Here is a 24524-nt window from a genome sequence, read left to right as displayed (position 1 = left end):
CCACCCAGGGGAACCGGGCCGCGGACGCGAGCGTCCAAGGTCCATGCGTGGTGGCATCTTTCTCCCGGTCGCGACGACGCTCCTGCTGGCCGGGATCGCCGGATGCGACCGGTCAGGGCAGGCCGACGACCGGAACACCGAAGCGCCGACGGTACGGCTCGTCGCCTATCGCGGCTGTGACGCGCTCCTCGACGAGCTGCGCCGCGCCACCCTGGACAAGGTCGGCCCTTACGGGCTCAACGGCGTGATCAGCGACGGCATGGAGGCGCTGGCGAAGGCGCCGAGCGCGGGCAAGGTGCCCGGGGCTCCCGCGCCCGCTCCGGAGCACTCCACCACGAACTCGCACGAGCCGGGCGCGGACGAGCCCGATCTCGTGAAGACCGACGGCCGCAGGATCGTCGCGTTCGCCGGGGGACGGCTCAGGGTCGTCGACCCGGCGTCGCGGAAGGTGACGCACTCGCTGGAACTGCCGGGCGGCACCCGCTACGACAACGGGGAACTGCTGTTGAGCGGTGACCGCGTGCTGGTGCTGACGCGGCAGGCCAGAGCCGTCCCCTTCGACGGGCCGGCACCGGGCGGGCCGGCGCCGGGGCGGCCGCTGCCCGGCCGGCCGCTGCCCGAGTCGACGCAGACGACGCGGCTCACCTTGGTCGACCTGTCCGGCGAGCCGAAGGTGGCCGGGACGATGACGGCCGGCGCCGACTACCTGGACGCGCGGCAGACCGGCTCCACGGTCCGCGTGGTGGTGAGGTCCCAGCCGCGCATCTACTTCCCGGGCGGCGACGGCGAGAAGAAGGCCACCGCGGCGAACCGGGAGGCCGTGTCGAAGGCCCCGCTCGACGCCTGGCTCCCGTCCTTCGAGGCGGAAGGCGGGACGACGTACCGGACGCCGTGCGACCAGGTCAGCCGCCCGTCCTCGGACGCGGGTTCCTCGATGCTGACCGTGCTCACGTTCGACCTGGCCAAGGGCCTCGGCGACCCGCGGCCGGTCGCGGTGGCCGCCGACGGCTCGACCGTCTACGGCGACGGGAAGAGCCTGTACGTCACCGGCAGTCCCCCGGAGCTGTTCGCGTGGCCGCGCAAGAAGGCGGTCGAGCCGCGTACGGACATCTACAAGTTCGACACCCGCGGTAACGGACGCCCCAGCTACGTGGCCTCCGGCTCGGTGAAGGGCTTCCTGCTCAACCAGTACTCGATGTCGGAGCACGAGGGGAACCTGCGGCTGGCCGCGACGACCAGCCGGATCGAACCCGGCAGCCGGGCGTCGCAGAGCTCGGTGTACGTCCTGGCCCAGCACGGCGCGCGACTCGACCAGATCGGACGGCTGGACGGCCTCGGCAAGGGCGAGCGGATCCACTCCGTCCGGTTCATCGGCGCCACCGGCTACGTCGTGACGTTCCGGCAGACCGATCCGCTGTACGTCGTCGACCTCGAAGACCCCCGCCGTCCCCGGACCACCGGCGAACTCAAGATCAACGGCTACTCCGCCTACCTGCACCCGACGGCGGACGGGAAGCTGCTCGGCGTGGGGCAGGACGCCGACTCCTCCGGCCGGACGAGCGGCCTCCAGGTCTCCCTCTTCGACGTCTCCGCCCAGCCCCGCAGGCTGAGCGCCTACAAGCTCCCCGGGGCGACCTCCCAGGCGGAGTTCGATCCGCACGCGTTCCTGTACTGGCCGAAGACCGGCCTCACGGTCGTCCCGGTGACGCCTCGGGACGGGGGCCGGCCCGAGGCCCTCGCCCTCAAGATCACCGGTACGAGCGTCACGAGGCTCGGCACCGTCCGGAACCCGGGCAAGGACTTCGGCGACGGCGTCAGCCGCTCGCTCGTCATCGGCGACACCCTGTGGACGTTCTCCGGCGCAGGCGCGCACGCCGTCGACGCGTCCACCCTCAAGGGCGGCGACTGGCTCGCCTACGGCTAGCGCAGCCCCGTCGAGCGCTGGAGCGCCGTCTGGATGAGCCGGTCGACCAGCGCCGGGTAGTCCAGCCCGGTCGCCGCCCACATCTGCGGGAACGCCGAGGCGGGGGTGAAGCCCGGCATCGTGTTGATCTCGTTGAGGATCCAGCGGCCGTCGGGCGTGTGGAAGAAGTCGACCCGGGCGAGGCCCTCGCAGTCGAGCGCGTCGAACGCCTGCACGGCGACGCGGCGGACCTCCTCGATCGCCGCGGGGGGCAGGTCCGGCGGGACGGCCATGGTGGTGGAGCCGTCGAGGTACTTGGTCTCGAAGTCGTAGAAGTCGTGGTCGCCCGCCATCAGCACCTCGGCGGGCAGGCTGGCCTCGGCGGGGCCGTCGTCCACGCCCTGCAGGACGCCGCACTCGATCTCGCGGCCCTCGACGTTGGCCTCCACGATGACCTTCGGGTCGTGCTCGCGGGCCGTCTCGACCGCGGCCTCCAGGTCGGACTCGTCGGTGACGCGGGTGATGCCCATGCTCGACCCGGCGCGGGCCGGCTTGACGAACACCGGCGTGCCGTCGGCGAGGCCGAGCTCCCTGATGATCTCGTCGAGCTTCCGCTTGCGCTCGCGCCGCCACTCCCGGTCGCCGACCAGCACGTACGGGCCGACGGGCAGGCCGCGCGCCTGCCAGACGAGCTTCATGAACCCCTTGTCCATGCCGACCGCGCTGGCCAGCACGCCGGCGCCGACGTAGCGGATGCCGGCCAGGTCGAGCAGGCCCTGGATCGTGCCGTCCTCGCCGTAGGGGCCGTGCAGCAGCGGCAGGACCACGTCGACGTCGCCGAGGGTCGCGGGCACCTCGCCCGGCCGGACCACCATCAGGCCGCGGGCGTCGGGGTCGAACGGCAGCGCGAGCACGCCGCCCTCCCCGGTCACCTCCGGGAGCCGCCCGCCGTCGATCGCCAGGCTCAGGTCCGCGGGCGGGAGCACCCAGCGCCCGTCGCGGGCGATGCCGATCGGCACGACCTCGTACCGGTCCCGGTCGATGGCGGCCATGACGGCTCCCGCGGTGACGCAGGAGATCGCGTGCTCGGAGCTGCGCCCGCCGAAGACCACCGCCACGCGGATCCTAGAAACCTGGGACATGACGCCCGACCCTACCGGTGATCAGCACGGGTCGGCCACGAGCGAACCGGGCGCGGTGCGCGGTCATTCCGTCACACCCCGTACCGCTCGGGCTTGGGAGACCGCGAAATCAGCGAGATCGCCGCCTCCTTGATCGGTATGCCGCGGTGCAGCACGGCGGTGACGGCCTCGGTGATCGGCATCTCCACGTTGTGCTTGCGCGCCAGCTCCAGCACCGCCTCGGCCGACTTCACGCCCTCCGCGGTCTGCTTCGTGACGGCGATGACCTCGTCCAGCGTCATGCCGCGGCCGAGGTTCTCGCCGAACGTCCGGTTGCGCGCGAGCGGCGAGACGCACGAGGCGACGAGGTCGCCCATCCCGGCGAGACCCGCGAAGGTGTGCTCGTCGGCGCCGAGGGCAGCGCCCAGCCGGGCGATCTCGGCCAGCCCGCGGGTCATCAGCAGCGCCTGGGTGTTGGAGCCGAACCCGAGCCCGACCGACATCCCGACGCACAGGGCGACGACGTTCTTCACCGCGCCGCCCAGCTCGACGCCGATCACGTCCGTGGAGGTGTAGACGCGGAAGTAGGACGTCATGGTGGCGGCCTGCAGGCCGCGCGCGGCGTCCTCGTCCACGCACGCGGCGACGGCGGCGCTGGGCTCGCCGGTGGCGATCTCGCGTGCCACGTTCGGCCCGCTGAACACCGCGACCCGCTCCTCGGGGACGTCGGCGACCTCGCGCACCACCTCCGACATCCGGCGGGTGGTGCCGAGCTCGACGCCCTTCATCAGGCTGACCAGGACGGCCTCGCGCGGCAGCAGCGGGACCCAGCCGCCGAGGTTGTGCCGCAGCGTCTGCGCCGGGACGGCGAGCGCCACGAAGTCGGCGCCCCGCAGGGCCTCCGCCGGGTCCAGGGTCGCGCGGACGGTCTCGGGGAGCGGGACGCCCGGCAGGTAGTCGGTGTTCTCGTGCCGTTCGTTGATGCCCTCGACCACCTCCGGGCGGCGCCCCCACAGGGTGACCTCGCCGCCGGCGTCGTGCAGCATCATCGCGAACGTGGTGCCCCAGGACCCGGAGCCCATCACCGCGGTACGGAAGGTCACGAGTCGGCCGCCTTCGGCTCGGCCTCGCGCCGCCCGGCGGACTCCGGCCCGGCCGGCCCCGCCTGCTCGGGAACCGCGCCTCTCGCCGTGTCGGCCACCGCGCCCGCGGCCGTGTCGGCCACCGCCTCCGCGGCCGTGTCGGCCACCGCCTCCGCGGCTACGTCCGTCACCGCGCCCGCGGCCGGTTCGGCCGCCTCCGCCGCGGCGGCGCGGCGGCGCTCCTCCAGGACCTTGTGGTGGTCGAAGGGCTCGGCCGGGGGCTCCTCGCCGCGCAGCTCGCCGAGCAGGCCGGTGATCGCGGCCATGATGTCGTCGGTGGCGGCGCGCAGGGTGTCGCGGTCCAGCGGGAGCCCGGCATACCGCGACAGGTCCACCGGCGGGCCGGCGATCACCCTCATCTTCTTGCGCGGCAGCGGGTGGACGCCCTTCTTCAGGCTGCCCGCGAGGCCCTTCTGCTCGCCCTTCTTGTACGGCATCAGCTCGTGCGCGCCCCAGCTCGCGACCGGGACGACCTTGGCCCCGGTCTTCAGCGCCATCCGTGCGGCGCCGGTCTGCCCCGTCATCGGCCACAGCTCGGGGTCGCGGGTGCAGCTGCCCTCCGGGTAGAACATCAGGCACTCACCGTCCAGCAGGGCCTTCTCGGCGTCCCTGAGGGCGAGGGAGGCGTCGGCGCTGTCGCGGTAGACCGGGATCTGGCCCGTGCCGCGCAGCACCGCCCTGAGGAACCTCACGTCGAACAGCGTGGACTTGGCCAGGTAGACGGGGTAGCGGCCCGACTCGTAGACGAAGTGGGCGAGGGCGAGGGGGTCGGCTTCGGAGATGTGGTTGGCGGCGATGATGACGCCGCCCTTCCTCGGGACGTTGCCCCGGCCGCGCCAGTCGCGCCTGAGCAGCCCGAACAGCAGCGGTCTCAGGATGATGATCGTGAGCGTGCGCCATCCCGGCGAGTGGCGGTGGCCCGGGGGTCCCTCCTGCGAGGGGGCGACCCCCTTCTTCGCTCCGCTCATCTCGCCCCTCCCTCGATCCGTCCCACAGGTGAACCTGGGGTGTCCTCAAGTGTCGCGGTTGCGTGCGCATAGTGTCGAGTTGCCATGTCTACACCAGCCCCCTCCGCGCAAACGCACGGAACGCCGCCGCTCCGGTGGTCCCTCGTCGTCCCCGTGAAGGTCCTCGCCAGGGCCAAGACCCGCATGTCGGCGGCGGCCGGGCCGCACCGGGAGGCCCTCGCGCTCGCGGTCGCGGCCGACACGGTCGCCGCCGCGCTGCGCTGCGACCGGGTCCGCGACGTGATCGTAGTCACCGACGATCCCCTTCCGGCGGCCGAGCTCGCCGCCCTCGGCGCCCGGATCGTTCCGGACGCCCCGGACGCCGGCCTCAACCCGGCCCTGGTCTACGGCGCCCGCCGCGGCCGCGAGCTGGCCGCCGACGCCGGCGTCGGCGCGCTTTCGGCTGATTTGCCCGCTTTGCGACCACTTGAACTTGCGCGCGTCCTGGACGCCGCCGGCGCCGCGCCCGAGGCGTTCGTGCCGGACGCGGCCGGCGTCGGCACGACGCTGTACACGGCCCGTCCGGGCGTCCCGTTCTCCCCCGCGTTCGGCGGCGGCTCGCGGACGGCCCACCGCGCCCGCGGCGCCCGGGAGATCCTCCTGCCCGGCACTGACAGCGTACGCCGCGACGTCGACACCCCGGACGATCTCCGCGCGGCACTCGCCCTGGGCGCCGGCCCCCGCACCACCGCCGTCGCGTCCCGGCTGCCCTCGTTGGCCTAGAGTCTGGGGCATGCAGGGGACGGTGAAGGCGTTCGACGCGCAGACCCGCTCAGGGAGCGTGCTCCTCGACGACGGGACGGAGTTGCCCTTCGACGCCGAGGCGTTCGCGGCGGGCGGCCTGCGGCTGCTGCGCTTCGGCCAGCGGGTGAACCTCGCACTGGACGGCGACCGGGTCTCGGTGGTGACGCTGTCGACCTTCCCGCTGCCCGCTCCGCCCGCCTGAACAGGGCCGCCCGAACAGGGCCGCCCGAGGTCGAGGAACCGGGCCCGGAGACGCGGCAGCGCCCGGAACCCTGCGGTCCCGGGCGCTGACGCGGTGAGGCACTTACTTCTTGCCGGCCACCAGGTTCTTGAAGTCGGCGCCCGCCTTGAACTTCGGCACGGACGTCGCGGGAACCTCGATGGTCTTGCCCGTTGCGGGGTTGCGGGCCGTGCGGGCAGGCCGGTCGGCCTTCTCGAACGAACCGAACCCGGTGATCGCGACCTTGTCGCCCTTGGCGACCGCGGTCTGGATCGCCTCCAGGATGGCGTCGACCGCCTCGGCTGCGGCCTTCTTGCTGCCCAGCCGGTCAGAGATGGCGTCGACCAGCTCACGCTTGTTCATGGGTTACTCCTCTAGTTCCCCCCTTGCCCGAACGAAACTAAGGGACCACCACCATGGACACAATCACCTGCACGCAAACAATGGCGTGTCGCTGGCGTTTTTGTCGGTCTCGCCCCCGTCTCGCCCGGTGACCGGACCAGATCCGGCCACTGCGCACGCTAACCGACGTCGGGCCCGTCTTGGAAATCGGCGAGGAACGCGTCCAGCCTGCGAGCGGCCAGTTCGGCGTCCCGTTTGGCCAGATCGGTGATCGCCAGCAGGTGCCGGATGAGCCGCTGCCGGTCCTGTGGCGGGAGCGGGGCCACGGCGCGATGAGCGTCACGCAACTGACGTGCGAGCTGCGTCAACGTCGGATCGTCCCACTCTGGCCCGGTCCACGGGGCCGTGCTCACTTGGAGTCCCCCAACGGTCGGCGGCTGTTGCACACTAGGGGGATTCTCCCCCGCGCCCGTGCCGACCGTCTCGCCCGGGGTACGTTCGGGCGCGCCCGTGGCGCCGGATACCTCCCGATATCCGATGCCACGGGCGGCGTGTCGCGGATCTTTGCGGGCTAGACCGTGGTGGGGAGCAGCGCGGTGCGGGCGGCCTCGAAGTCGCCGATGGCGTCGGCGTGGCGCAGCGTGAGGCCGATGTCGTCCAGGCCCTCCATGAGGCGCCAGCGGGTGTAGTCGTCGATCTCGAACGGCGCGGTGTCCGCGCCCCAGCGGACCTCGCGGGCGCCCAGGTCGACGGTGATCTCCAGGGCGGGATCCGTCTCGACCGCGCTCTGCAGCGCCTCGACCTGCTCGTCCGTGAGGACGACCGGCAGCAGGCCCATCTTCGTGGAGTTGTTGCGGAAGATGTCGCCGAAGCGCGACGCGATCACGGCGCGGAAGCCGTACTGCTGCAGCGCCCAGACGGCGTGCTCGCGGGACGAGCCGGTGCCGAAGTCGGGCCCGGCGACCAGGATGCCCGCGCCCTCGTACCGCGGCTGGTTCAGGACGAAGTCCGGGTCCTCGCGCCAGGCCGAGAACAGGCCCTTGTCGAATCCGGTGCGGCTGACCTGCTTGAGCCACACGGCGGGGATGATCTGGTCGGTGTCGACGTTGCTGCGGCGCAGCGGTACCCCGCGCCCGGTGTAGGTGGTGAACGCTTCCATTCGTGGCTCCTCAGAGGTCGGCTTCGTTCTGGGGGGACGACCCCCCAGGCCCCCCGGCGGCTTCGCCGAGGTCATTGGGCGCGGCCAGGTGCCCGGTGACGGCGGTGGCGGCGGCGACGGCGGGCGACACCAGGTGGGTGCGGCCGCCCGGTCCCTGCCGGCCCTCGAAGTTGCGGTTGGACGTGGAGGCGCTGCGCTCGCCGGGCGTGAGCTTGTCGGGGTTCATCGCCAGGCACATCGAGCACCCGGCCTCGCGCCACTCGGCGCCGGAGGCCGAGATGACGGCGTCCAGCCCCTCCTCCTCGGCCTGCTTCTTGACCTTCATGGAGCCGGGGACGACCAGCATCCGGACGCCGTCGGCGACCGTGCGGCCCTCCAGCACGCCCGCGACGGCGCGCAGGTCCTCGATGCGGCCGTTGGTGCAGGAGCCGACGAAGACGGTGTCGACCGCGATGTCGCGCAGCGGCGTCCCGGCGGTCAGGCCCATGTACTCCAGGGCGCGCTCGGCGGACTGGCGCTGGACGGGGTCGTCGTAGGTGGCGGGATCGGGCACGGACCCGCCGAGCGGCAGGCCCTGGCCGGGGTTCGTCCCCCAGGTGACGAACGGGGTCAGCTCGGCCGCGTCGATCACGACCTCGCGGTCGAAGACCGCGTCGTCGTCGGTGCGCAGGGACGTCCAGTACTCGACGGCCCGGTCCCAGTCCTCGCCCTGCGGGGCGTGCGGGCGGTCCTTGAGGTAGGCGAACGTGGTCTCGTCCGGGGCGATCATCCCGGCGCGGGCGCCGGCCTCGATGGACATGTTGCAGACCGTCATGCGGCCCTCCATCGACAGCGACCGGACGGCCTCGCCGCGGTACTCGACGATGTGGCCCTGGCCGCCGCCGGTGCCGATCCGTGCGATGATCGCGAGGATCAGGTCCTTGGCGGTCACGCCCTCGGGCAGCGCGCCCTCGACCGTGACGGCCATCGTCTTCGGCCGGATCTGCGGCAGCGTCTGCGTGGCGAGGACGTGCTCGACCTCGCTGGTGCCGATCCCGAAGGCGAGGGCGCCGAACGCGCCGTGCGTGGAGGTGTGCGAGTCGCCGCACACGACGGTCATGCCGGGCTGGGTCAGGCCCAGCTGCGGGCCGATGACGTGGACGATGCCCTGGCCCTCGTCGCCCATCGGGTGCAGCCGGACCCCGAAGTCGGAGCAGTTCTTGCGCAGCGTCTCGACCTGGGTGCGCGACACCGGGTCGGCGATCGGCTTGAGCAGGTCCGTGGTCGGGACGTTGTGGTCCTCGGTGGCGATCGTCAGGTCGGGGCGGCGGACCTGGCGGCCCGCCATCCGCAGCCCGTCGAACGCCTGCGGGCTCGTCACCTCATGGACCAGGTGCAGGTCGATGTAGAGGAGGTCGGGCTCGCCCTCGGCGTGCCGTACGACGTGCGCGTCGTACACCTTCTCGGCCAGTGTTCGGCCCATCACTCCACCTCACCTGTGCTGATCGTCGGCTGTACTGGTCGTCGGCGCGGCGTCGCGCCGCGGTCCCGGCCACCTCGATTTGCATCTCAAATTACGAGACGGCAATATCAAGGCATGGACAACTCTAGCGGAGTCGGCGTACTTGACAAAGCGGTGCTCGTGCTGAACGCACTGGAGGCCGGTCCGGCCTCGCTCGCCCAGCTCGTCCAGACGACGGGGCTGGCCCGCCCCACCGCCCACCGGCTGGCCGTCGCGCTGGAGCACCACCGCCTCGTGCACCGCGACACCCAGGGGCGTTTCATCCTCGGTCCGCGGCTGGCCGAGCTCGCGGTCGCGGCCGGCGAGGACCGCCTGCTCGCGATCGCGCAGCCCGTCCTGGCCCAGCTGCGCGACCATACCGGCGAGAGCGCGTCGCTGTTCCGCCGCCAGGGGGACGTGCGGGTCTGCGTGGCCGCCGCCGAGCGCACGAGCGGCCTGCGCGACACCATCCCGGTCGGCGCGGCGCTGCCGATGTCGGCGGGGTCGGCCGCGCAGATCCTGCTCGCCTGGGAGGAGCCCGACCGCCTGCACCGCGGGCTGCGCGGCGCCAAGTTCGAGGCCACGACGCTGGCGTCCGTGCGGCGCCGGGGCTGGGCGCAGAGCATCGGCGAGCGCGAGCAGGGCGTCGGTTCCGTCTCGGCCCCCATCCGCGGCGCCGCCGGACGGGTGATCGCCGCCGTCTCGGTGTCCGGTCCCCTCGAACGCCTCACCCGCTCCCCCGGGCGCCTGCACGCCGCACCCGTCGCCGCCGCCGCCGAGAAGATCTCCGAAGGCATGCGCCGCACCGCGTCCTGAGCACCCGTTCCGAGCACCCGTCCCGAGCACCCGTCCCGAGCACGCGGCCTGATCCGGCCGTGGTGCGAATCACCACAAGCCGGGCGGACCTGGGATTGTGCCGGTCTCCGCGCCTGCGACCTCGCTACCGTTGCCTTCAGGTAAAGGGGGTGCAACGTGCAGATCTCCGAGCTCAGCGACCGCAGCGGGCTGACGGTCCAGACGATCAAGTTCTACATCCGGGAGGGCCTGCTGCCGAAGGGCTCGACGGTGAGCGCCACGCGCTCGGAGTACGACGGGCGGCATCTGGAGCGGCTCCGGCTGATCAGCGCGCTGCGCGAGGTGGGCGACATGCCGCTCGCCGCGATCCAGGAGATCATCGGGGCCGTCGAGGACGACCGGGTCGGCATGCACGAGCTGTTCGCCACCACCCAGCACGCCGTCGGCCCGCACGACGCCGCACCGCACGATCCGCACTGGCGGGCCGCCCGCGAGGACGTCGACGCCCTCGTCCGCGAGCTCGGCTGGCAGGCCGGCGACCGCGCCCCCGCCCGCGACCTGCTGGCCCACGCGTTCGTGGCGCTGCGCCGGCTCGGCTTCCCGATCACCCTCAAGGACCTGCGCCCCTACGTGAAGGCCGCCGCCGAGGTCGCCGAGCACGAGATCGGACGGGTCGTCGAGGGCGCCCCGCGGGCCCGGACCGTCCATTCGCTGCTGGTCTCGACCATCCTCTACGAGCAGGTCCTCACGTCCCTGCACCGGCTGGCCCAGGAGGACGCCTCGGCGCGTCGTTTCGGCCGTGCCCGACCCCACCCCGCCGGCCTGACCGCCCAGCGGCCAGACCCGCCCCACCAGGCATTTCCGGGATAGACGGTCGGAATTGCCATTCACGCCCCCGAATTAGGGCTTTCACTTTCTTCGCCTAATATGAAAGGCGATGACCGCGACGACGCCTCCGGGCCCCTCCGGCGGCAGGTGGACCGACCGCCTGCTCGCCGAGGGCAACGACCCCGATCCACGCTTCACCATGGCCAACGAGCGCACGTTCCTGGCCTGGATCCGCACGGCGCTGGCGCTGATCGCGGGCGGCATCGGCCTCGCCCTGGCCGGCGACCTGATCGAGTCGCCGCTGCGGCAGGTGCTCGCGGTCGGCTTCGCCGCGGGCGGCGCCCTGGTCGCGGCGCTGGCGTTCCGCCGGTGGCTGCGGACCGAGCGCGCCCTGCGCCACGCCGAGACGCTGCCGCCGCCCGCGCTGGCCCCGGTCATCGCCTACGGCCTGGCGGGCGCCGCGATCATCCTGCTGGTCGCGCTGCTGGTCACCCGGTGAGTCTCCGGGACCCGGGCGCGCAGCCGGAGCGGACGGCGCTGGCTTGGTCGCGCACCACCCTGGCCCTGATCGGCGCGGGGCTGCTGTGCGTGCGGCTCGCCCCCTCGGCCCCGGGCACGGTCCTCGCGGCGGCGGTCGTGTGCGGCGGGGCCGCGCTGATGCTGCGCCGCACCCGCAGGAGCTTCCACGCCCGGCGCACCCTGCCGTCCGGAGCGGGCGCGGCCGACCCGGTCTCGATCCTGATCACGACCGGACTGGCGATGCTGCTCGCAGGAGTCGCCGCCGCCCTCGCCTTCTGAGGCGGCCCGGGTCGAGCCATGCGTGGTACGCATGGCCGGCGTGCGAAGTCTTCGCTGGTGACATGAGTGCTCGACCCCTAACGTCGGTCGGACCATGACACGAATCGCTTTTCTCGGACTGGGACGCATGGGCGTCCTGATGGCCCGGCGCCTCGCCGCCGCCGGGCACGACCTGACCGTCTGGAACCGCACGCCCGCCCGGGCCGCGTCGCTCGCTGAGGCGGGCGCCACTGCCTGCGGCACGCCCGCCGAGGCGGTCCAGGACCGCGAGCTGGTCGTCACGATGCTCACCGACGCGGCCGCCGTCGAGGAGGTGCTGTTCGGCCCGGACGGCGCCGCCCCGGCCCTGCCGCCCGGCGCCGTGATCGCCGACATGTCGACGATCGGCCCGGAGGCCGTCCACCGCGTCCGGAGCCGGCTGCCCGAGGGGATCGGACACGTCGACGCGCCGGTCTCCGGCAGCCTCCCGCAGGCGGAGGCGGGCGAACTGGCGATCCTCGCGGGCGCCGAGCCGGACGACCTCGCGCGCTGCGCCGATGCCCTCGCCGTCCTCGGAAACGTCCGGCATGTCGGCCCGCCCGGCTCGGGCGCCGCGCTCAAGCTGGTGGTGAACAGCGCGCTCGTCGGGAACTTCGCCGTCCTCGGCGAGACGCTGGCCCTGGCCGACCGGCTGGGCGTCGACCCCGCCCTCGCCCTCGACGCGCTGACGCGCACCAGCCCTCAGGCCCGCCGCCTCCAGGAGCACACCGACGGCGACGCGCCGCGCTTCACGCTCGCGCTGGCGGCCAAGGACCTCGGCCTCGCCCTGGACGGCGCCCCGCCCGCGGGCGTCCTGTCCACCGTCCGGGCCCGGACGGACGCCGCGCTCGCCGCCGGGCTCGGCGGCCACGACCTCGTCGCCCTCACCGACCACATCAGGAGGACCCCATCCATGCGCGTGACCCTGGGCAACCCCGAGACCGTTCCGGCTCCGCCGAACCCGGCCTACTCCCACACCGCGTACGTGACGCAGGGCCCGATGCTGTACGTGTCGGGGCAGATCGCCCTCGGCGCGGACGGCAAGGTGGACAAGCCCGGCGACATGACCCGCCAGTCGGAGGTGATCCTCTCGCTGCTGGAGCGGATCCTCGCCGCGCACGGGGCCGGGTTCGGCGACGTGGTCAACATCCGGACGTTCATCACCGACCTGGACCGGCTGCGGGAGTACGGCGCCGTCCGGAGGCGGTACTTCACCGGCCCGCCGCCGACCAGCACGACCGTCGAGGTGCCCCGGCTCTTCCACCCCGACGCCCTGCTGGAAGTGGAGATCGTCGCGGCCGTCCCCTAGGGCCGGGCCCCCCCGCCCTCGGAGCGGGTCTGCGCGGCGCCGTCCCCTGGCCGCAGCTCCGCGGCGCCGCTCCCTGGCCCCATCTCCGCGGCGACGTCCCGCAGGTCCGTCAGGAACGCGGTGACGGGCGGGGACCTGCGCGCGTGCCGTCCCACCGCCGCGTAGACGGCGCGGCGGGGGCGGCCGGACGTCACGGCGCGCAGCACGACACCGTCCCGCGCCAGGGCGGAGGCCGCCAGCGCCGGGACGAGCGTGACGCCGAACCCCTCGGCGACCAGCCCCAGCTTGGAGATCCACTCGGCGACCCGCAGCGGCGTCCGCGGCACGAACCCGGCCGCCTCGCACCGGGCGCGCAGCGCCGCGATCGCCTCCGGGTCGTCGGCGACGATCCACGGCTCGTCCGCCAGCTCCGCGAGCGGGAGGCGCTCGCGCGCGGCGAGCCGGTGGCCGGACGGCAGCGCGACGAGCAGCGCGTCGTCCAGCAGGGTCACCAGGCCGTCGGCGACGATCGAGGGGACCTTGTGCGTGCTGACCAGCGCGATGTCGAGATCGCCCGCCTCCAGCATCGGCAGCAGGCGCTCGGTGGTGCCCTCGCGCAGCAGCACCTGGACGCCCGGGTGCCGGGCCCGGAACCGGGCGAGCGCGCGCGGGACGAGCGCGGCGTTGGCGGTGGGGAACGCGCCGAGCCGCAGGGTCCCGGTGTCGAGCCGGCGCAGCCCGTCGAGGGCGCGGGCCGTGTCGGCGAGCCGGTCGAGGAGGGCGCGCGCGTGCGGGAGCAGGTACTCCCCGGCGGGCGTCGGCCGCACGCCCCGGGCTCCGCGCGCGAACAACTCCACCCCGCAGACGTCCTCCAGCGCCGCGACCTGCCGCGAGACGGCCGACTGCGTGTAGCCCTCCGCGGCCGCCGCGGCGGTGAAGGAGCCCAGGTCGGCGACGGCGACGAAGGTCCGCAGCAGGACGGGGTCGAGGGATTCGGCACGCACGCCCCGGAGCATACGGCCACCGTGACCACGCCCCCCTCGATCGCGCCCCCTCGATCGCGGCGGCGGACATGCTCGTGCTCAGCAACGAGATCGCGCCTCGCGGCGTCCGGGAGGGCGCGACGCCGCGCCGTCAGGCGTCCTGGAGGAGAATGACCTCCGTGGAAGATCTTGACGTCGTCGCGTGGATCCAGGTGTCGGGCGGCCGGATGCTCGCCGTCCGGTCGCGGGGCCGCGACCTGCTGTACCTGCCCGGCGGGAAACGGGAGCCGGGCGAGGACGACTGGTCGGCCCTGTCCCGGGAGGTCCGCGAGGAGCTGGATCTGGAGCTGGACCGGACGTCCTTCCGGGAACTGGGAGTGATCCGGGCCCCGGCCCACGACCAGCCCGACTTCGCCCACGTCCGCATGGCCTGCTTCACCGCCGCCTACCGGGGCGCGATGGCGGCGGCCGGCGAGGTGGACGAGTACGTCTACGTCGGGCGCGGCGAACGGCACCTGCTCGCGCCGGCCGCGCAGGCCGCCCTCGACCTCGCCGAGCGGCACGGCCTGCTCGCCTGATCGACCTTCGGACCCCGCGCCCGGCGACTTTGGTCGCCGCGGGGTGGTCCGGTGGCCGCTGCCCGGGCACGGCCGTGCCCGGAAGGCTCGGTGGCGGGCGGCTCGACCAGCGAGGAGCGGACCTTGTCACAGAGCAAGAACGCGGCACAGGCGAAACCCACGGCGCGGATAAGCCGCAGGACCGTGCTCGCAGGCACGGCGGCGGCCGCCGTGTCCGGGGCGGCTGTGATCGCCTACGACGCGATGACCGGCACCGCGCAGGCCGCGCCGGCCCGAGGACGGCCGCTGCCGCAGCACGGCGTCAACTACGACACCGAGCGCGAGGTGTGGAAGCCCGCGTACGTGCGGCGCGAGATCCGGGCGATCCGCCGCGACCTGCACTGCAACGCGATCATCCTTCTCGGCTCCGATCTGGGGCGCCTCATGCTCGCGGCCCGCTGCGCGGCGCGGGAGGGCATGTTCGTGTGGTTCGAGGCCCGCCGGTTCGACCGGGACGCGCGGACGACGCTGGCGTTCCTCACCGCCGTCGCCAGGGCGGCCGAGGGGCTGCGCCGCACCCATCCCGGTGTCGGCATCTCCGTGGGCTGCGAGCTGACGATCTTCATGGACGGGCTGGTGCCCGGCGAGGACTGGCGGGAGCGGGCGGCCAACCTCGGGACTCCGGCGGGCGAGGGCTACAACGAGCGGCTGAACGCGTTCCTCGCGCGGGCGCTCAGGACCGTCCGGCCGCTGTTCGGCGGTCGCCTCACCTACACCTCCGGCGTCTGGGAGGAGGTCGCCTGGCGCGGCTTCGACGTCGTGGGCGTCGACCTGTACCGGGACGAGACGAACGAGGCGACCTACGTCCAGGACGTCCGGGCCCTGCACCGGTTCGGCAAGCCGGTCGTCATCACCGAGTTCGGATGCTGCACCTACCGGGGCGCGGACCGGCGCGGCGGCGACGGGTTCGACATCGTCGACTGGTCGCAGGACCCGCCCGTCATCCCCCCGGGCTACGTCCGCGACGAGGGGACGCAGGCCCGCTATATCTCCGACCTGCTGGACGTCTACGAGGCCGAGGGCGTGTACGGCGCCTTCGTCTACGACTTCATCGAAACCGACGGCGCCTACTCCCCCGACCCCGCGAGAGACCTCGACATGGCCGGGTTCTCCCTGGTCAAGGTGCTCCCGCCCGAGACGGGGCTGGGCTACGAGAGGACCGGCCACTTCGAGCCGAAGCTCGCGTTCCGCACCCTCGCCCGCCGCTACGCCCCCTAGGGCGGTCACGCGAGGGCGGCGCCGCCGGCGATGCCGAGGACCAGCGACAGCAAGGCGGCGGCAGCGGCGACCGCAGTGGCTACCACTGTGGTGACCGCGGTGGCGCCGGGTGCCGGGCGCGGCGGGGCGGACGGCCGCCGGAACAGCGGGACGACCCAGCGCAGGTAGTAGAAGACGCTGGCGACCGTGTTCACGGCGGCGACCACCGCGAGCCATGCGGAGTCGCCGTCGAGGGCGGCGCCGAACATCAGGACCTTCCCGACGAACACGGCGGTCGGCGGCGTCCCGACGAAACCGAGCAGGCAGACGATCAGGGACAGGCCGAGGGACGGGGAGGCGCGCAGCAGCCCGGCGTATCCGGCGAGGTCGTCGCGGCCGGCGGCGACCACGACCGCGAAGGCGCCCAGGTTCGTCACCGCGTAGGCGGCGACGAAGTACAGCAGCGCGGGCTGGGCCAGGCCGGTGCGCCCCGCCATCGCGACCGGGACGAGCAGGTAGCCCGCCTGGCTCACGGTCGAGTACGCCAGCAGCCGCCGGACGTTGTCCTGCCCGAACGCGGCGAGGTTGCCGAGCGTCATCGTCGCCGCCGCGATCACGGCGAGGAGGGCGTGCCGGCCGTCCGGGGAGGTCTCGGCGCAGAACCGGTAGAGGGCGGCGAACGCACCGATCTTGGGGACGGTGGTGACGTACGCGGCGACGGCGGGCGGGGCGCCCTCGGCCACGTCCGGCACCCAGTAGTGGCCCGGGACGGCGCCCGCCTTGAACAGCAGCCCGGCGAGGAGCGCGACGACGCCCGCCGCGACCGCCGCCGGGGGCGCGTCCGCGAGCCCGGTCCGCAGCACGGCGTAGGCGGTGCCGCGCCCCACGCCGGACAGCAGCGTCACCCCGCCGAGCATGAGCACGCCCAGCAGCGCGCCCATCAGGTAGTACTTCAGCGCGGCCTCGGTCCCGGGCGCGTCCTTGCCGAACCCGGCGAGCGCGTACGCGGGGATGCTCGCCAGCAGGTACGCGGCGACGAGGACGAGCAGGTCGGACGAGGCGCCGAGCATGATCGTCCCGAGCGCGGACAGCAGGATCAGGACATGGTGCTCGCTCTCCCTCGGATGGTCGCGGACCGGCCCGGCCGCCAGGAGGACGACGGCGAGCGTCGAGCCGAGCACGGTGATCCGGGTGACGTGGGTGATCGGGTCGACGGAGAAGGCGTCGAACGCCATGAGGTCGGGGCCGGACGCCGCGACCCCCGCGAAGGCCAGGCCCGCGACGAGCCCGGCCGAGCAGACCACCGCGACCGGCCACTGCCGCGTGCGGGGCAGGAACATCCCCGCCACCAGCCCGGCCACGGCGGCGGCCAGCGCGCACAGTTCGGGGGCGAGGTCGGCGGGGTTCTCGTTCATCGGCGGCCCACCAGCGCGACGACGGCCGCCGACAGCGGCTCGATCGTGTCGAGCAGCACGCGCGGTACGACGCCGATGACCAGCGACAGTGCCAGCAGCGGAACGAGCGCGGCCAGTTCGGGCCGCCGCACGTCGGTGACGAGGGCGGTCAGCTCGCCGGGCGGCCCGAGGACGGCGCGGTGCAGGACGCGCAGGAACAGCGCGGCCGTGATGAGGATCCCGAGGACGGCCGGCGCGCCGGCGACGGCCGTCGCGGCCGTGCCGCTCCCGATCGTCCCGGCGAAGATCTGGAACTCGGCGACGAACCCGGACAGGCCCGGCAGCCCGAGCGAGGCGAACGCGGCCACCGCGGTCAGCGCGGCGAACACGGGCGCGCCGCGCGCGATGCCACCGAACCGCGCGAGGTCGTAGCTGCCGGCCCGGTCGTACAGGACACCGCACAGCAGGAACAGCGCCCCGGTGACGAGGCCGTGGCTGACCATCTGCGTGACCGCGCCGGTCACGGCGAGCCGCCGCGCGTCGGCGTCCCCGGTGGCGTACCCGGCCGCGCCGAGCGCGAGGACGATGTAGCCCATGTGGTTGACCGACGTGTAGGCGACGAGCCGCTTGACGTCGTCCTGCGCCAGGGCGACCAGTGCCCCGTACAGGACGCCGACCAGCCCGACGATCAGGAAGACCGGCGCGTAGCGCCGCCATGCGTCCGGCAGCATCGGCATCGCGATCCGGATGAGCCCGTAGGTGCCCATCTTCAGCATGACCCCGGCGAGGATCGCCGAACCGGCGGCGGGCGCGTCGGTGTGCGCGGGCGGCAGCCAGGTGTGGAAGGGCACGACCGGGGTCTTGATGCCGAGGCCGATCCCGACGGCGAGAAGCGTCAGCCCCGCCGGGCCGCCGCTCAGCGGTGGAGTGCGGGTCAGCTCGACCATGTCGAACGTGTGGGGGTCGGCGCCCAGGTAGAGGCCGATGAATCCGAGCAGCAGGACGAGCGATCCGAGGAACGTGTAGAGGAAGAACATCAGCGCCGACCGCGTCCGGTCACCGTGCCCCCACAGCAGGATCACGAAGTACATGCCGACGATCGACAGGTCGAAGAAGACGAAGAACAGCAGCAGGTCGAGGGCCGCGAACAGGCCCAGGCAGACGGTCTCCAGGAAGAGGAACAGGATCGCGAACGCCCGCGCCCGGCGGGTCTGCCGCAGCGAGTACACCGCGCACACGGCGAACAGGACGGCGGTCAGGGCCAGCAGCGGCAGCGACAGGCCGTCCACGCCGACGTGGTAGCCGGCCCGGACGGACGGGATCCACCGCACGTTCGTCTCGTACGCGGTCCCGCCGCCGGTGCCGTGCGCGGCCCACATCCCGATGACGAGCGCGAGGTCCAGGACGGTGACACCGATCCACGTCCAGGGGACCGCGCGGCGCGGGACGGCGGGCAGAGCGAGCGCCACCGCCAGCGGCAGGAAGATCACCAGATTCAGCATCGCCTCACCCGGCCAGGACGGCGACGACGACGAGCACCGCGAGCACCACCGCGGCCTGGGCGTAGTACAGGTGGACCTGCCCGGTCTGCGGGCGCCGTGCCAGGGCGCCCAGCCCGCGCGCCGCGCGCCCGACCGCGGCGACGAGGCCGTCCAGCCGGAACTCGACGCGGCGCCCGGCCAGCCCGGCGATCGCCTGGCCGCCGCGTGCGACACCCCGGACCGCGCCGTCGACCACCCGGTCGTCGAACCGGGCGAGCGCCCGAGCCATGGCGAACGCCGGACGGACCACCATGGCCGACGCCACGTCCTCCGACCAGAGCCAGCGCAGCGCCCACGCGGGTTCCGGGATCCGCCGGACGGCCATGACCGCGCCCACCGTGACCACGGCGAGGACACCGGAGAGCGCGACCATCCACGGTCCGGGCCCGCTCTCGTCGGGCACGCCGAGCAGCCGCCGCCAGGCGTCCGCGACCGGGGGAAGGCCGAGCGCCCCGAGCGCGGCCGCCGCGCAGGCCAGCGGAACCAGCGGCGCCCGCTGCGCGAGCGGCACGCGGAACGCGCCGCCTCCGCCCCCCGGACGGAACGCGGCGAGCAGCGCCTTCGCGGCATAGGCGGCCGACAGGACGGACGCCGCGAGGCCCACCGCGAGGAGGGCCGGAGAGCCGACGGCGCCCGCGAGGACCTCGTCCTTGGTGACCCACAACGACAGGGGAGGGACGCCGGCCAGCGCGAGCGCGCCCACGCCGAACGCCGCGCCGACCGTCCGATGGCGCCGCGCCGCGCCCTGCAACGCGTCCAACCGCTTCGTCCCGAGTTCGCCCAGCCACACGCCCGCGCAGAGGAACAGGAGGCTCTTCACCGCGGCGTGTGCGACGAGCTGTGCCGTCCCGCCTCCCAGCGCACCGGCACCGGCTCCGAGCACCATGAACCCGATCTGCGCGCAGGTGGACGCGGCGAGAAGCTGCTTGAGGTCGCGCTGCGCGAGCGCGACGGCGCCGAGGACCAGCGCGGTCACGGCCCCGGCCCAGGTCACGAGCGTGGCGGCCCAGCCGGTCGCGGCCAGCAGCGGATGAACGCGCAGCAGCAGGTACGCGCCTGCGGCGACCATCGTGGCCGAGTGCAGGAGCGCCGACACCGGGCTCGGGCCGTCCATGGCGCGCGACAGCCAGAACGAGAACGGGAGCTGCGCCGACTTCCCCAGCGCCGACACCACGACACCGGCCGCGATCAGGTCCCGCCAGGGTGCGCCCGCCGCGGCGAGGTCGTCCAGCCGGAGGGAGTGGGCCCCGGCGACCGCGAAGCCCGCCGCCGCGTAGAGGCCCATGTCGGCGGCCCGGGTCGTCAGGAACGCGACGCCCGCCGACCCGACCCGGCGCGCGTCCCACCAGTCGTGGCCGATGAGCGCGTACGACATCGCGCCCATGACCTCCCAGCCCATCAGCAACAGGACCAGGTCGGTCGCCGTCACCGTGACGGCCATCGCCGCCGCGAACAGCAGCGTCAGGCCGAAGAAGCGAGCGCCGTACCCCTCTCCCGCAGCGAAGACGAGGACCGCCGCCAGGACGGCGCCGAGCGTCACGAGCAGGACCGCGGACAGCCCGTCCACCGCGAGCCCGCCCGGCCACCCGGGAAGGAACGTCATCCGCACGCTCCCCGCAGGCGGAGGGCCCCGCTCGCTGCGCTCATCCCCTGAGGTCCCCCGCGTCGTCGGTCATGTCCACGTCGCGGGCCCGGAACAGGGCGGTGACGACGGCGAACCCCATCGCCATCTCCAGCGCCATCACCGTGATCGCGACGAGGACCAGCACCTGCCCGTCCGCCCTGCCGGGCGACACCCAGAACCAGAACGCGGCCCCGGCGACCACGATCCCGTTGATCATGAGTTCGAGGCCCATCATCAGCATCACGATCGACTGCTGCGACAGCGCCCCGAACAGGCCCACGCAGAACAGCGCGGCGGCGAGCAGCAGGAACGCCTCCAGCGTCATCGCGCCCCGCCCCTGTCGTCGCCCTCCAGGTCGTAGCGGCCCCGGTGCGCGGCCAGCACCACCGTCGCGATCATGGTGGCCAGGATGGCGACGCCGATCACCATCATGACCAGCATCTTCGGTCCCATGATCGCCTCACCGAGCGCGACCGTGGGGTCGCGCGGCGGGCGTCCGGCGCGCTCCGGCCACGGGACGGTGAACACCCCGGCGGCCAGGGCGGCGAAGGCGGCACCGGAGATGGCGAACGCGCCGCGCCTGTTGTGCAGCATCGTCATCGGCATCAGCCCGGCCGGGTTCATCATGTACATGACCATGAAGACGGCCATCACCAGCATCTCCATGATCATCATGAGGACGACCAGGACGCCGAGGTAGTGCAGGCCGATCAGGAGCAGCTCGCCGCCGACGCACAGGAACGACGCCAGCAGCGCGAACGTCGCCCGCGCCATCGAGTCCACGACGAACACGGCGACGGCCGCCCCGACGGCGGCGACGGCCAGCACCCAGAACGCGACGGCCTCCACGTTCTCACCCCTCACACGGCGTCCCCCTCACACGGCGACGATCGCGACGACGAGCATCTGGAGCACCGAGGCCGGGATCAGGACCGTCCACGCCGCGGTCATCGCACGGTCCATGCGCAGCACCGGCAGGCGCCGCCGCGTCCAGACCAGCAGCGCCAGGACGGCGCACGTCTTCACCAGCGACCACAGCCACGCCGGTAGCAGCGGACCCGCGCCGCCCCCCAGGAACAGCGGGACGGCGACGGCCGAGGCCACCGCCAGCAGCCCGTAGCGTCCGGCCAGGAAGACGAGCCGGTCGGGACCGGACAGTTCGGCCAGGACGCCGCCGGCCACGTCTTCGCCCACGGGATGGTCGAACGGCCCCCAGAACGCCATCGCCGCCGCCGAGACCAGGTAGACGGCGAACGCGGCCGGCATCCATACCGCGAACCACAGCCCGTCCTGCGCCTGCCCGATGGCGCGCAGGTCGAGCGAGTGCGCGGCGAGCGCGGCGGTGATGAGCGCGAACATGTGCGGCAGCTCGTAGGCGAGCCCCTGCGCGAGGAACCGGTACCCGCCGACCAGCCCGAACACCGAGTTGACGCCCCAGCCCGCCAGCCACACCGACCCCCACGCGACGACCTCCATCGCGTTGAACCAGACGACGCCGATCCGCGTCCCGGCCGCGACGCGGTCGCCGAACGGCACCACCAGCGCCGCCAGCGCCGCCGCCGCGGGCAGCGACACGACCCCGATCCTGGTGAGCAGCACGTCCGCCCTCGCCGTGACGCGCCGCTGCACCGTCAGCAACCGGGCGGCCTCGCGGAACGGCTCGGCCGGACGTCCGGCGAGCGCGCCGCCGAACGACGCCGCCGCGACAGCGAGGACGCCGAGGACCAGCACCTCAACCATCGCCGACCGCCCCGAGATCGGGGTCCAGGCTCGCCACGATCAACCGGGCCTGGGCCAGTTCCGCTCCGCTGAGGAGCACCGGCAGGACGACGGCCGCCTCGTCCCAGGTCTCGCGCGGCCGGACGAGCCGTCCTTCCAGGGCCGCGCCGATGTCGCGGAGCAGGCCGTCCAGCCGGTCCTTCACGAAGCCCCGCGTCATCCATGCCAGGGTGCGCGACCGCCCGACCTTCCGGGCGAACGGTGCGAACCGCCGCGCCAGCGCGTCATCGGCGGTCCCGTCGAGGGCGTCGTCGCGCAGCACGGCGGCGCTCTCCCCGGCCGCCTCCCATCCCGCCACGTGCAGCAGCCGGGACAGGCTGTCGAGACGGGACGCGGCCTGGCGCCCCTCCGTCCAGAACGTCCCGCCGCCGGTGTCGACGGCGGTGACCTCGGCTTCCTGAACGACGTCGCCCTGCAACGTCAGATCTGCTCGCAACCCTGCCGGCCAGTACGACAGCACAGGCCCGAGGGGCACGTGCAGGACGTCCAGCTTCAGCCCGTCCCGGTCCTCAGCCCGGTCGGCCATGTCCGCGTCCAGGTCGAGGGCGGGTCGCGGGCCTCCGGCGACGCCCTCCAGGTCGGAGGCCGAGACGCGCACGCGCGGCTCCGGCATGTCCCGCCAGACCACGCCGATGGCCTCGGCCAGCGCGGGTCCGGGGTTCCCGCACACCACGAGCATCCCGGTCTCCGTGGGCGACACGGCGGGACGCCACCGGCGTCCGCGCAGCGCGCGCTCGATCGCGAGCCGGTCGCGCGTCCCGTCCGCCGCCGAGACGACGAACGGGCGCCGTGCGGCGAACCGTCCCAGCCCCACGGACCCTCCCAGCCCCACGGACCGTCTCAGGCCCACCGGAACGCCCCCTCCCGCCACGCGTAGAGGACGCCGACCAGCAGCAACGCCAGGAAGGCGAACATCTCCACGACCGCCTTGACGCCGATCGACGCGACGACGAGCGCCCACGGGAACATGAAGACCATCTCCATGTCGAAGGCCAGGAAGACCATCGACGCCGTGTACCAGCGCACGTGGTACCGCGACACCGCGTGCTCGGCCGGGCGCGCCCCCGACAGGAACGGCCCGCTCTCGAACCCGCGGGGCGCCGCCGCGAACGAGACCGCGTAGACCCCGGCGACCAGGGCGGCCACCAGCCCGAGAACCGAGAGGACGGCTGCGAACGACGGCATTGCCCCTCCGGGGTACGGGTGAGGTGCTAGTCGCCCTCTACCTGATCAGGTCCCCGATGAAACATCGCCCGGCACCGCCCGCGCGGCGTCAGCCGTGGCGCACGCGGTCGGCCTCGGCGGCGGCGAGGATCATCTCGTCCACGACCCAGCGCGCCTCCGGGGACAGGTCGACCAGGGCGCGCAGCACCTCGGGCCGGATGATGCCCTGCTCGACGTCCCGGCGCAGGGCCTTCAGCGTGAGGTCCTCGCCGATGGGCTCGGACTCCCCGGCGAAGCCGAAGTAGCCGATCGGCACGCCGAAGAACGTGGCGAGCGCCGTCAGGGTCTTCAGCTGCGGGTTCTCCTGCCGCCCGGTGCGCAGCTTCCACACGGTGGTGGACGAGATGTCCTCACCGGTGGCGTGCGCGATGGCCGCGGCCGTCTCCACGTTGTTGCGCGGCGGCTCCGCGTCCGCCGGCCAGAGGTTCTGGATCAGCCACTCGACCTTCTCGGCGAGCGACGCTCCCGGTGGCACCTCGTCCACACGACGCTGCATGCGGCTCCCCTCCCCCATCGCCGGTGATTTAAGTTGACCACAGCCTCACCCGTCAGCCAAGGACATGCGCCCGGACGCGGCCCGTCGTGGCGCGCCGCTACCCGCGAGCCACACGGCGGCTCCCTCTCAGGTCGCGGCGGCTCGTCCTGTCCGGTGAACTTCGCAAAGAAACGTTGCAAAGGCCCTTTGCAACTTCTAGTGTCACGGGCATGAAGGAACAGCCGGCCCCGGAGACGATCACCGACCCGCAGCGGGTGCGGCTGCTCGCGCACCCGCTGCGGCGGCGGATCGCCGAGATCATGCGGCGCGGGCCCGTCTCGTCCACGACCCTCGCCCGCGAGCTGGGCGAGAGCACCGGCGCGACGAGCTACCACCTGCGGCAGCTCGCCAGGCACGGGTTCGTGGAGGAGGTCCCCGAGCTGGCGCGCGGGCGGGAGCGCTGGTGGCGGGCGGTGCCCGGCGACCGGCGGCTGCCGGCCTACAGCGAGCAGTCGCCGGGGATGCGCGAGGCCGTGGAGGAGCTGACCCGCCGGGAGTTCGCGAACGAGATGGAGATGCTGGACCGCTACCTGCGGGAACGCGACGGGATGGGCCCGTGGGCGGACGCCCTGCTCTTCTCGTTCTCCACCCTCACGCTAACGCCGGAGCAGGTGCGTCCCTTCTTCGAGGAGTACATCGCGCTCCTCTACCGCTACAAGCGCACGGACGACGATCCGCCGCCCGACGCGCGCACCCTCCACGCCAGGTTCCTGGCGTTCCCGGAGGTCTGAGAAGTCCGGGCCGCCGAGTTGCCGCTCGCCGGCCCGGACGGGCGGAAGCCCGCA

At 73.5% G+C, this 24524-nt stretch carries 28 protein-coding genes; 11 read left to right on the top strand and 17 right to left on the bottom strand.

Translation table 11 applies throughout. The features are described from left to right. Positions 1 to 43: 43 nt before the first annotated feature. Entirely contained in the window at positions 44 to 1924 is a 1881-nt protein-coding gene (locus tag BJ999_RS11740) for a beta-propeller domain-containing protein (protein WP_218935034.1), read from the top strand. Here BJ999_RS11740 and BJ999_RS11735 read toward each other — a convergent pair. From BJ999_RS11735 to BJ999_RS11725, 3 genes are all read right to left on the bottom strand, one after another. Further along, positions 1921 to 3045, bottom strand: coding sequence for a D-alanine--D-alanine ligase family protein (locus BJ999_RS11735; protein ID WP_179833329.1), 1125 nt, complete (start codon positions 3043 to 3045; stop codon positions 1921 to 1923). The genes BJ999_RS11740 and BJ999_RS11735 overlap by 4 nt on opposite strands. Before the next feature lie 71 nt (positions 3046 to 3116). Next, a complete protein-coding gene (locus tag BJ999_RS11730; RefSeq protein ID WP_179838480.1) occupies positions 3117 to 4106 on the bottom strand; it encodes an NAD(P)H-dependent glycerol-3-phosphate dehydrogenase in 990 nt (329 codons plus the stop codon). Positions 4107 to 4123: 17 nt separating this feature from the next. Beyond that, entirely contained in the window at positions 4124 to 5134 is a 1011-nt protein-coding gene (locus BJ999_RS11725) for a lysophospholipid acyltransferase family protein (RefSeq protein ID WP_218935033.1), read from the bottom strand. Between the two features lie 84 nt (positions 5135 to 5218). On the opposite strand from BJ999_RS11725, the gene cofC reads away from it, so the two are divergent. After that, entirely contained in the window at positions 5219 to 5896 is a 678-nt protein-coding gene (cofC, locus tag BJ999_RS11720; protein WP_179833328.1) for a 2-phospho-L-lactate guanylyltransferase, read from the top strand. A 10-nt stretch (positions 5897 to 5906) separates the two neighbouring features. Beyond that, positions 5907 to 6119: a cold-shock protein gene (locus BJ999_RS11715; RefSeq protein ID WP_179833327.1), complete on the top strand. Its 213-nt coding sequence runs from the start codon at positions 5907 to 5909 to the stop codon at positions 6117 to 6119. A gap of 102 nt (positions 6120 to 6221) precedes the next feature. Here the strand turns inward: BJ999_RS11715 and BJ999_RS11710 are convergent, their stop codons facing one another. The 4 genes from BJ999_RS11710 to leuC all read right to left on the bottom strand — a co-directional run bounded on the left by BJ999_RS11710 (position 6222) and on the right by leuC (position 9100). After that, positions 6222 to 6500, bottom strand: coding sequence for an HU family DNA-binding protein (locus BJ999_RS11710; RefSeq protein WP_026403810.1), 279 nt, complete (start codon positions 6498 to 6500; stop codon positions 6222 to 6224). A gap of 158 nt (positions 6501 to 6658) precedes the next feature. Next, complete coding sequence (locus BJ999_RS11705; RefSeq protein WP_089312924.1) at positions 6659 to 6892, bottom strand: SCO5555 family protein; 234 nt, start codon at positions 6890 to 6892, stop codon at positions 6659 to 6661. A 158-nt stretch (positions 6893 to 7050) separates the two neighbouring features. Further along, positions 7051 to 7638 carry a 3-isopropylmalate dehydratase small subunit gene (gene leuD / locus BJ999_RS11700; RefSeq protein WP_179833326.1) on the bottom strand — a complete coding sequence of 196 codons (588 nt, stop codon included), beginning with the start codon at positions 7636 to 7638 and terminating at the stop codon, positions 7051 to 7053. 10 nt (positions 7639 to 7648) lie between these two features. Next, positions 7649 to 9100, bottom strand: coding sequence for a 3-isopropylmalate dehydratase large subunit (leuC, locus tag BJ999_RS11695; RefSeq protein WP_179833325.1), 1452 nt, complete (start codon positions 9098 to 9100; stop codon positions 7649 to 7651). A gap of 114 nt (positions 9101 to 9214) precedes the next feature. Between leuC and BJ999_RS11690 the strand changes: the two genes are divergently transcribed. From BJ999_RS11690 to BJ999_RS11670, 5 genes are all read left to right on the top strand, one after another. Then, positions 9215 to 9934 carry an IclR family transcriptional regulator gene (locus tag BJ999_RS11690; protein ID WP_179833324.1) on the top strand — a complete coding sequence of 240 codons (720 nt, stop codon included), beginning with the start codon at positions 9215 to 9217 and terminating at the stop codon, positions 9932 to 9934. Positions 9935 to 10090: 156 nt separating this feature from the next. Further along, a complete protein-coding gene (locus BJ999_RS11685) occupies positions 10091 to 10783 on the top strand; it encodes a MerR family transcriptional regulator (RefSeq protein ID WP_179833323.1) in 693 nt (230 codons plus the stop codon). Positions 10784 to 10850: 67 nt separating this feature from the next. Beyond that, positions 10851 to 11240: a YidH family protein gene (locus BJ999_RS11680; RefSeq protein ID WP_179833322.1), complete on the top strand. Its 390-nt coding sequence runs from the start codon at positions 10851 to 10853 to the stop codon at positions 11238 to 11240. Then, positions 11237 to 11539 (top strand): DUF202 domain-containing protein, encoded by a 303-nt coding sequence (locus tag BJ999_RS11675; RefSeq protein WP_179833321.1) that lies wholly within the window; start codon positions 11237 to 11239, stop codon positions 11537 to 11539. Before BJ999_RS11680 ends, BJ999_RS11675 begins: the two co-directional genes overlap by 4 nt. Before the next feature lie 94 nt (positions 11540 to 11633). Next, complete coding sequence (locus BJ999_RS11670) at positions 11634 to 12866, top strand: NAD(P)-binding domain-containing protein (protein WP_179833320.1); 1233 nt, start codon at positions 11634 to 11636, stop codon at positions 12864 to 12866. Here the strand turns inward: BJ999_RS11670 and BJ999_RS11665 are convergent. Further along, positions 12863 to 13849, bottom strand: a complete 987-nt coding sequence (locus BJ999_RS11665) for a LysR family transcriptional regulator (protein WP_276530286.1) — start codon at positions 13847 to 13849, stop codon at positions 12863 to 12865. The genes BJ999_RS11670 and BJ999_RS11665 overlap by 4 nt on opposite strands. A gap of 158 nt (positions 13850 to 14007) precedes the next feature. Between BJ999_RS11665 and BJ999_RS11660 the strand changes: the two genes are divergently transcribed. Both BJ999_RS11660 and BJ999_RS11655 read left to right on the top strand, forming a co-directional pair. Then, positions 14008 to 14406 (top strand): NUDIX hydrolase, encoded by a 399-nt coding sequence (locus tag BJ999_RS11660; RefSeq protein WP_373292596.1) that lies wholly within the window; start codon positions 14008 to 14010, stop codon positions 14404 to 14406. A 123-nt stretch (positions 14407 to 14529) separates the two neighbouring features. Then, positions 14530 to 15663, top strand: a complete 1134-nt coding sequence (locus BJ999_RS11655) for an abortive infection protein (RefSeq protein ID WP_179833317.1) — start codon at positions 14530 to 14532, stop codon at positions 15661 to 15663. Positions 15664 to 15668: 5 nt separating this feature from the next. On the opposite strand, the gene BJ999_RS11650 is transcribed toward BJ999_RS11655, so the two are convergent. The 9 genes from BJ999_RS11650 to BJ999_RS11610 all read right to left on the bottom strand — a co-directional run bounded on the left by BJ999_RS11650 (position 15669) and on the right by BJ999_RS11610 (position 23700). Beyond that, on the bottom strand, positions 15669 to 17057 hold the full coding sequence (locus BJ999_RS11650) for an NADH-quinone oxidoreductase subunit N (protein ID WP_179833316.1): 1389 nt from the start codon (positions 17055 to 17057) through the stop codon (positions 15669 to 15671). Beyond that, entirely contained in the window at positions 17054 to 18538 is a 1485-nt protein-coding gene (locus tag BJ999_RS11645) for a complex I subunit 4 family protein (RefSeq protein WP_179833315.1), read from the bottom strand. The genes BJ999_RS11650 and BJ999_RS11645 overlap by 4 nt, the downstream gene beginning before the upstream one ends. 4 nt (positions 18539 to 18542) lie before the next feature. Then, positions 18543 to 20180 (bottom strand): NADH-quinone oxidoreductase subunit 5 family protein, encoded by a 1638-nt coding sequence (locus BJ999_RS11640; protein ID WP_179833314.1) that lies wholly within the window; start codon positions 20178 to 20180, stop codon positions 18543 to 18545. Between the two features lie 40 nt (positions 20181 to 20220). After that, entirely contained in the window at positions 20221 to 20526 is a 306-nt protein-coding gene (gene nuoK / locus BJ999_RS11635; protein WP_179833313.1) for an NADH-quinone oxidoreductase subunit NuoK, read from the bottom strand. Continuing rightward, on the bottom strand, positions 20523 to 21065 hold the full coding sequence (locus BJ999_RS11630) for an NADH-quinone oxidoreductase subunit J (RefSeq protein ID WP_229809844.1): 543 nt from the start codon (positions 21063 to 21065) through the stop codon (positions 20523 to 20525). Before BJ999_RS11630 ends, nuoK begins: the two co-directional genes overlap by 4 nt. Positions 21066 to 21077: 12 nt before the next feature. Continuing rightward, the gene (locus BJ999_RS11625; protein WP_179833312.1) at positions 21078 to 21941 is read right to left on the bottom strand and encodes a complex I subunit 1 family protein; all 864 of its coding nucleotides are present in this window, start codon (positions 21939 to 21941) and stop codon (positions 21078 to 21080) included. Next, complete coding sequence (locus BJ999_RS11620; protein WP_229809843.1) at positions 21934 to 22794, bottom strand: hypothetical protein; 861 nt, start codon at positions 22792 to 22794, stop codon at positions 21934 to 21936. The genes BJ999_RS11625 and BJ999_RS11620 overlap by 8 nt, the downstream gene beginning before the upstream one ends. A gap of 26 nt (positions 22795 to 22820) precedes the next feature. After that, complete coding sequence (locus tag BJ999_RS11615; protein WP_179833311.1) at positions 22821 to 23165, bottom strand: NADH-quinone oxidoreductase subunit A; 345 nt, start codon at positions 23163 to 23165, stop codon at positions 22821 to 22823. Positions 23166 to 23253: 88 nt separating this feature from the next. Beyond that, entirely contained in the window at positions 23254 to 23700 is a 447-nt protein-coding gene (locus BJ999_RS11610) for an XRE family transcriptional regulator (RefSeq protein ID WP_143227163.1), read from the bottom strand. A gap of 209 nt (positions 23701 to 23909) precedes the next feature. On the opposite strand from BJ999_RS11610, the gene BJ999_RS11605 reads away from it, so the two are divergent. Continuing rightward, entirely contained in the window at positions 23910 to 24470 is a 561-nt protein-coding gene (locus tag BJ999_RS11605) for a winged helix-turn-helix domain-containing protein (RefSeq protein ID WP_179833310.1), read from the top strand. The last annotated feature ends 54 nt before the right edge of the window (positions 24471 to 24524 follow it).

The sequence above is a fragment of the Actinomadura citrea genome (assembly GCF_013409045.1).
Taxonomy (GTDB): Bacteria; Actinomycetota; Actinomycetes; order Streptosporangiales; family Streptosporangiaceae; genus Spirillospora; species Spirillospora citrea.
This window is presented reverse-complemented; position numbering and strand designations above follow the sequence as displayed.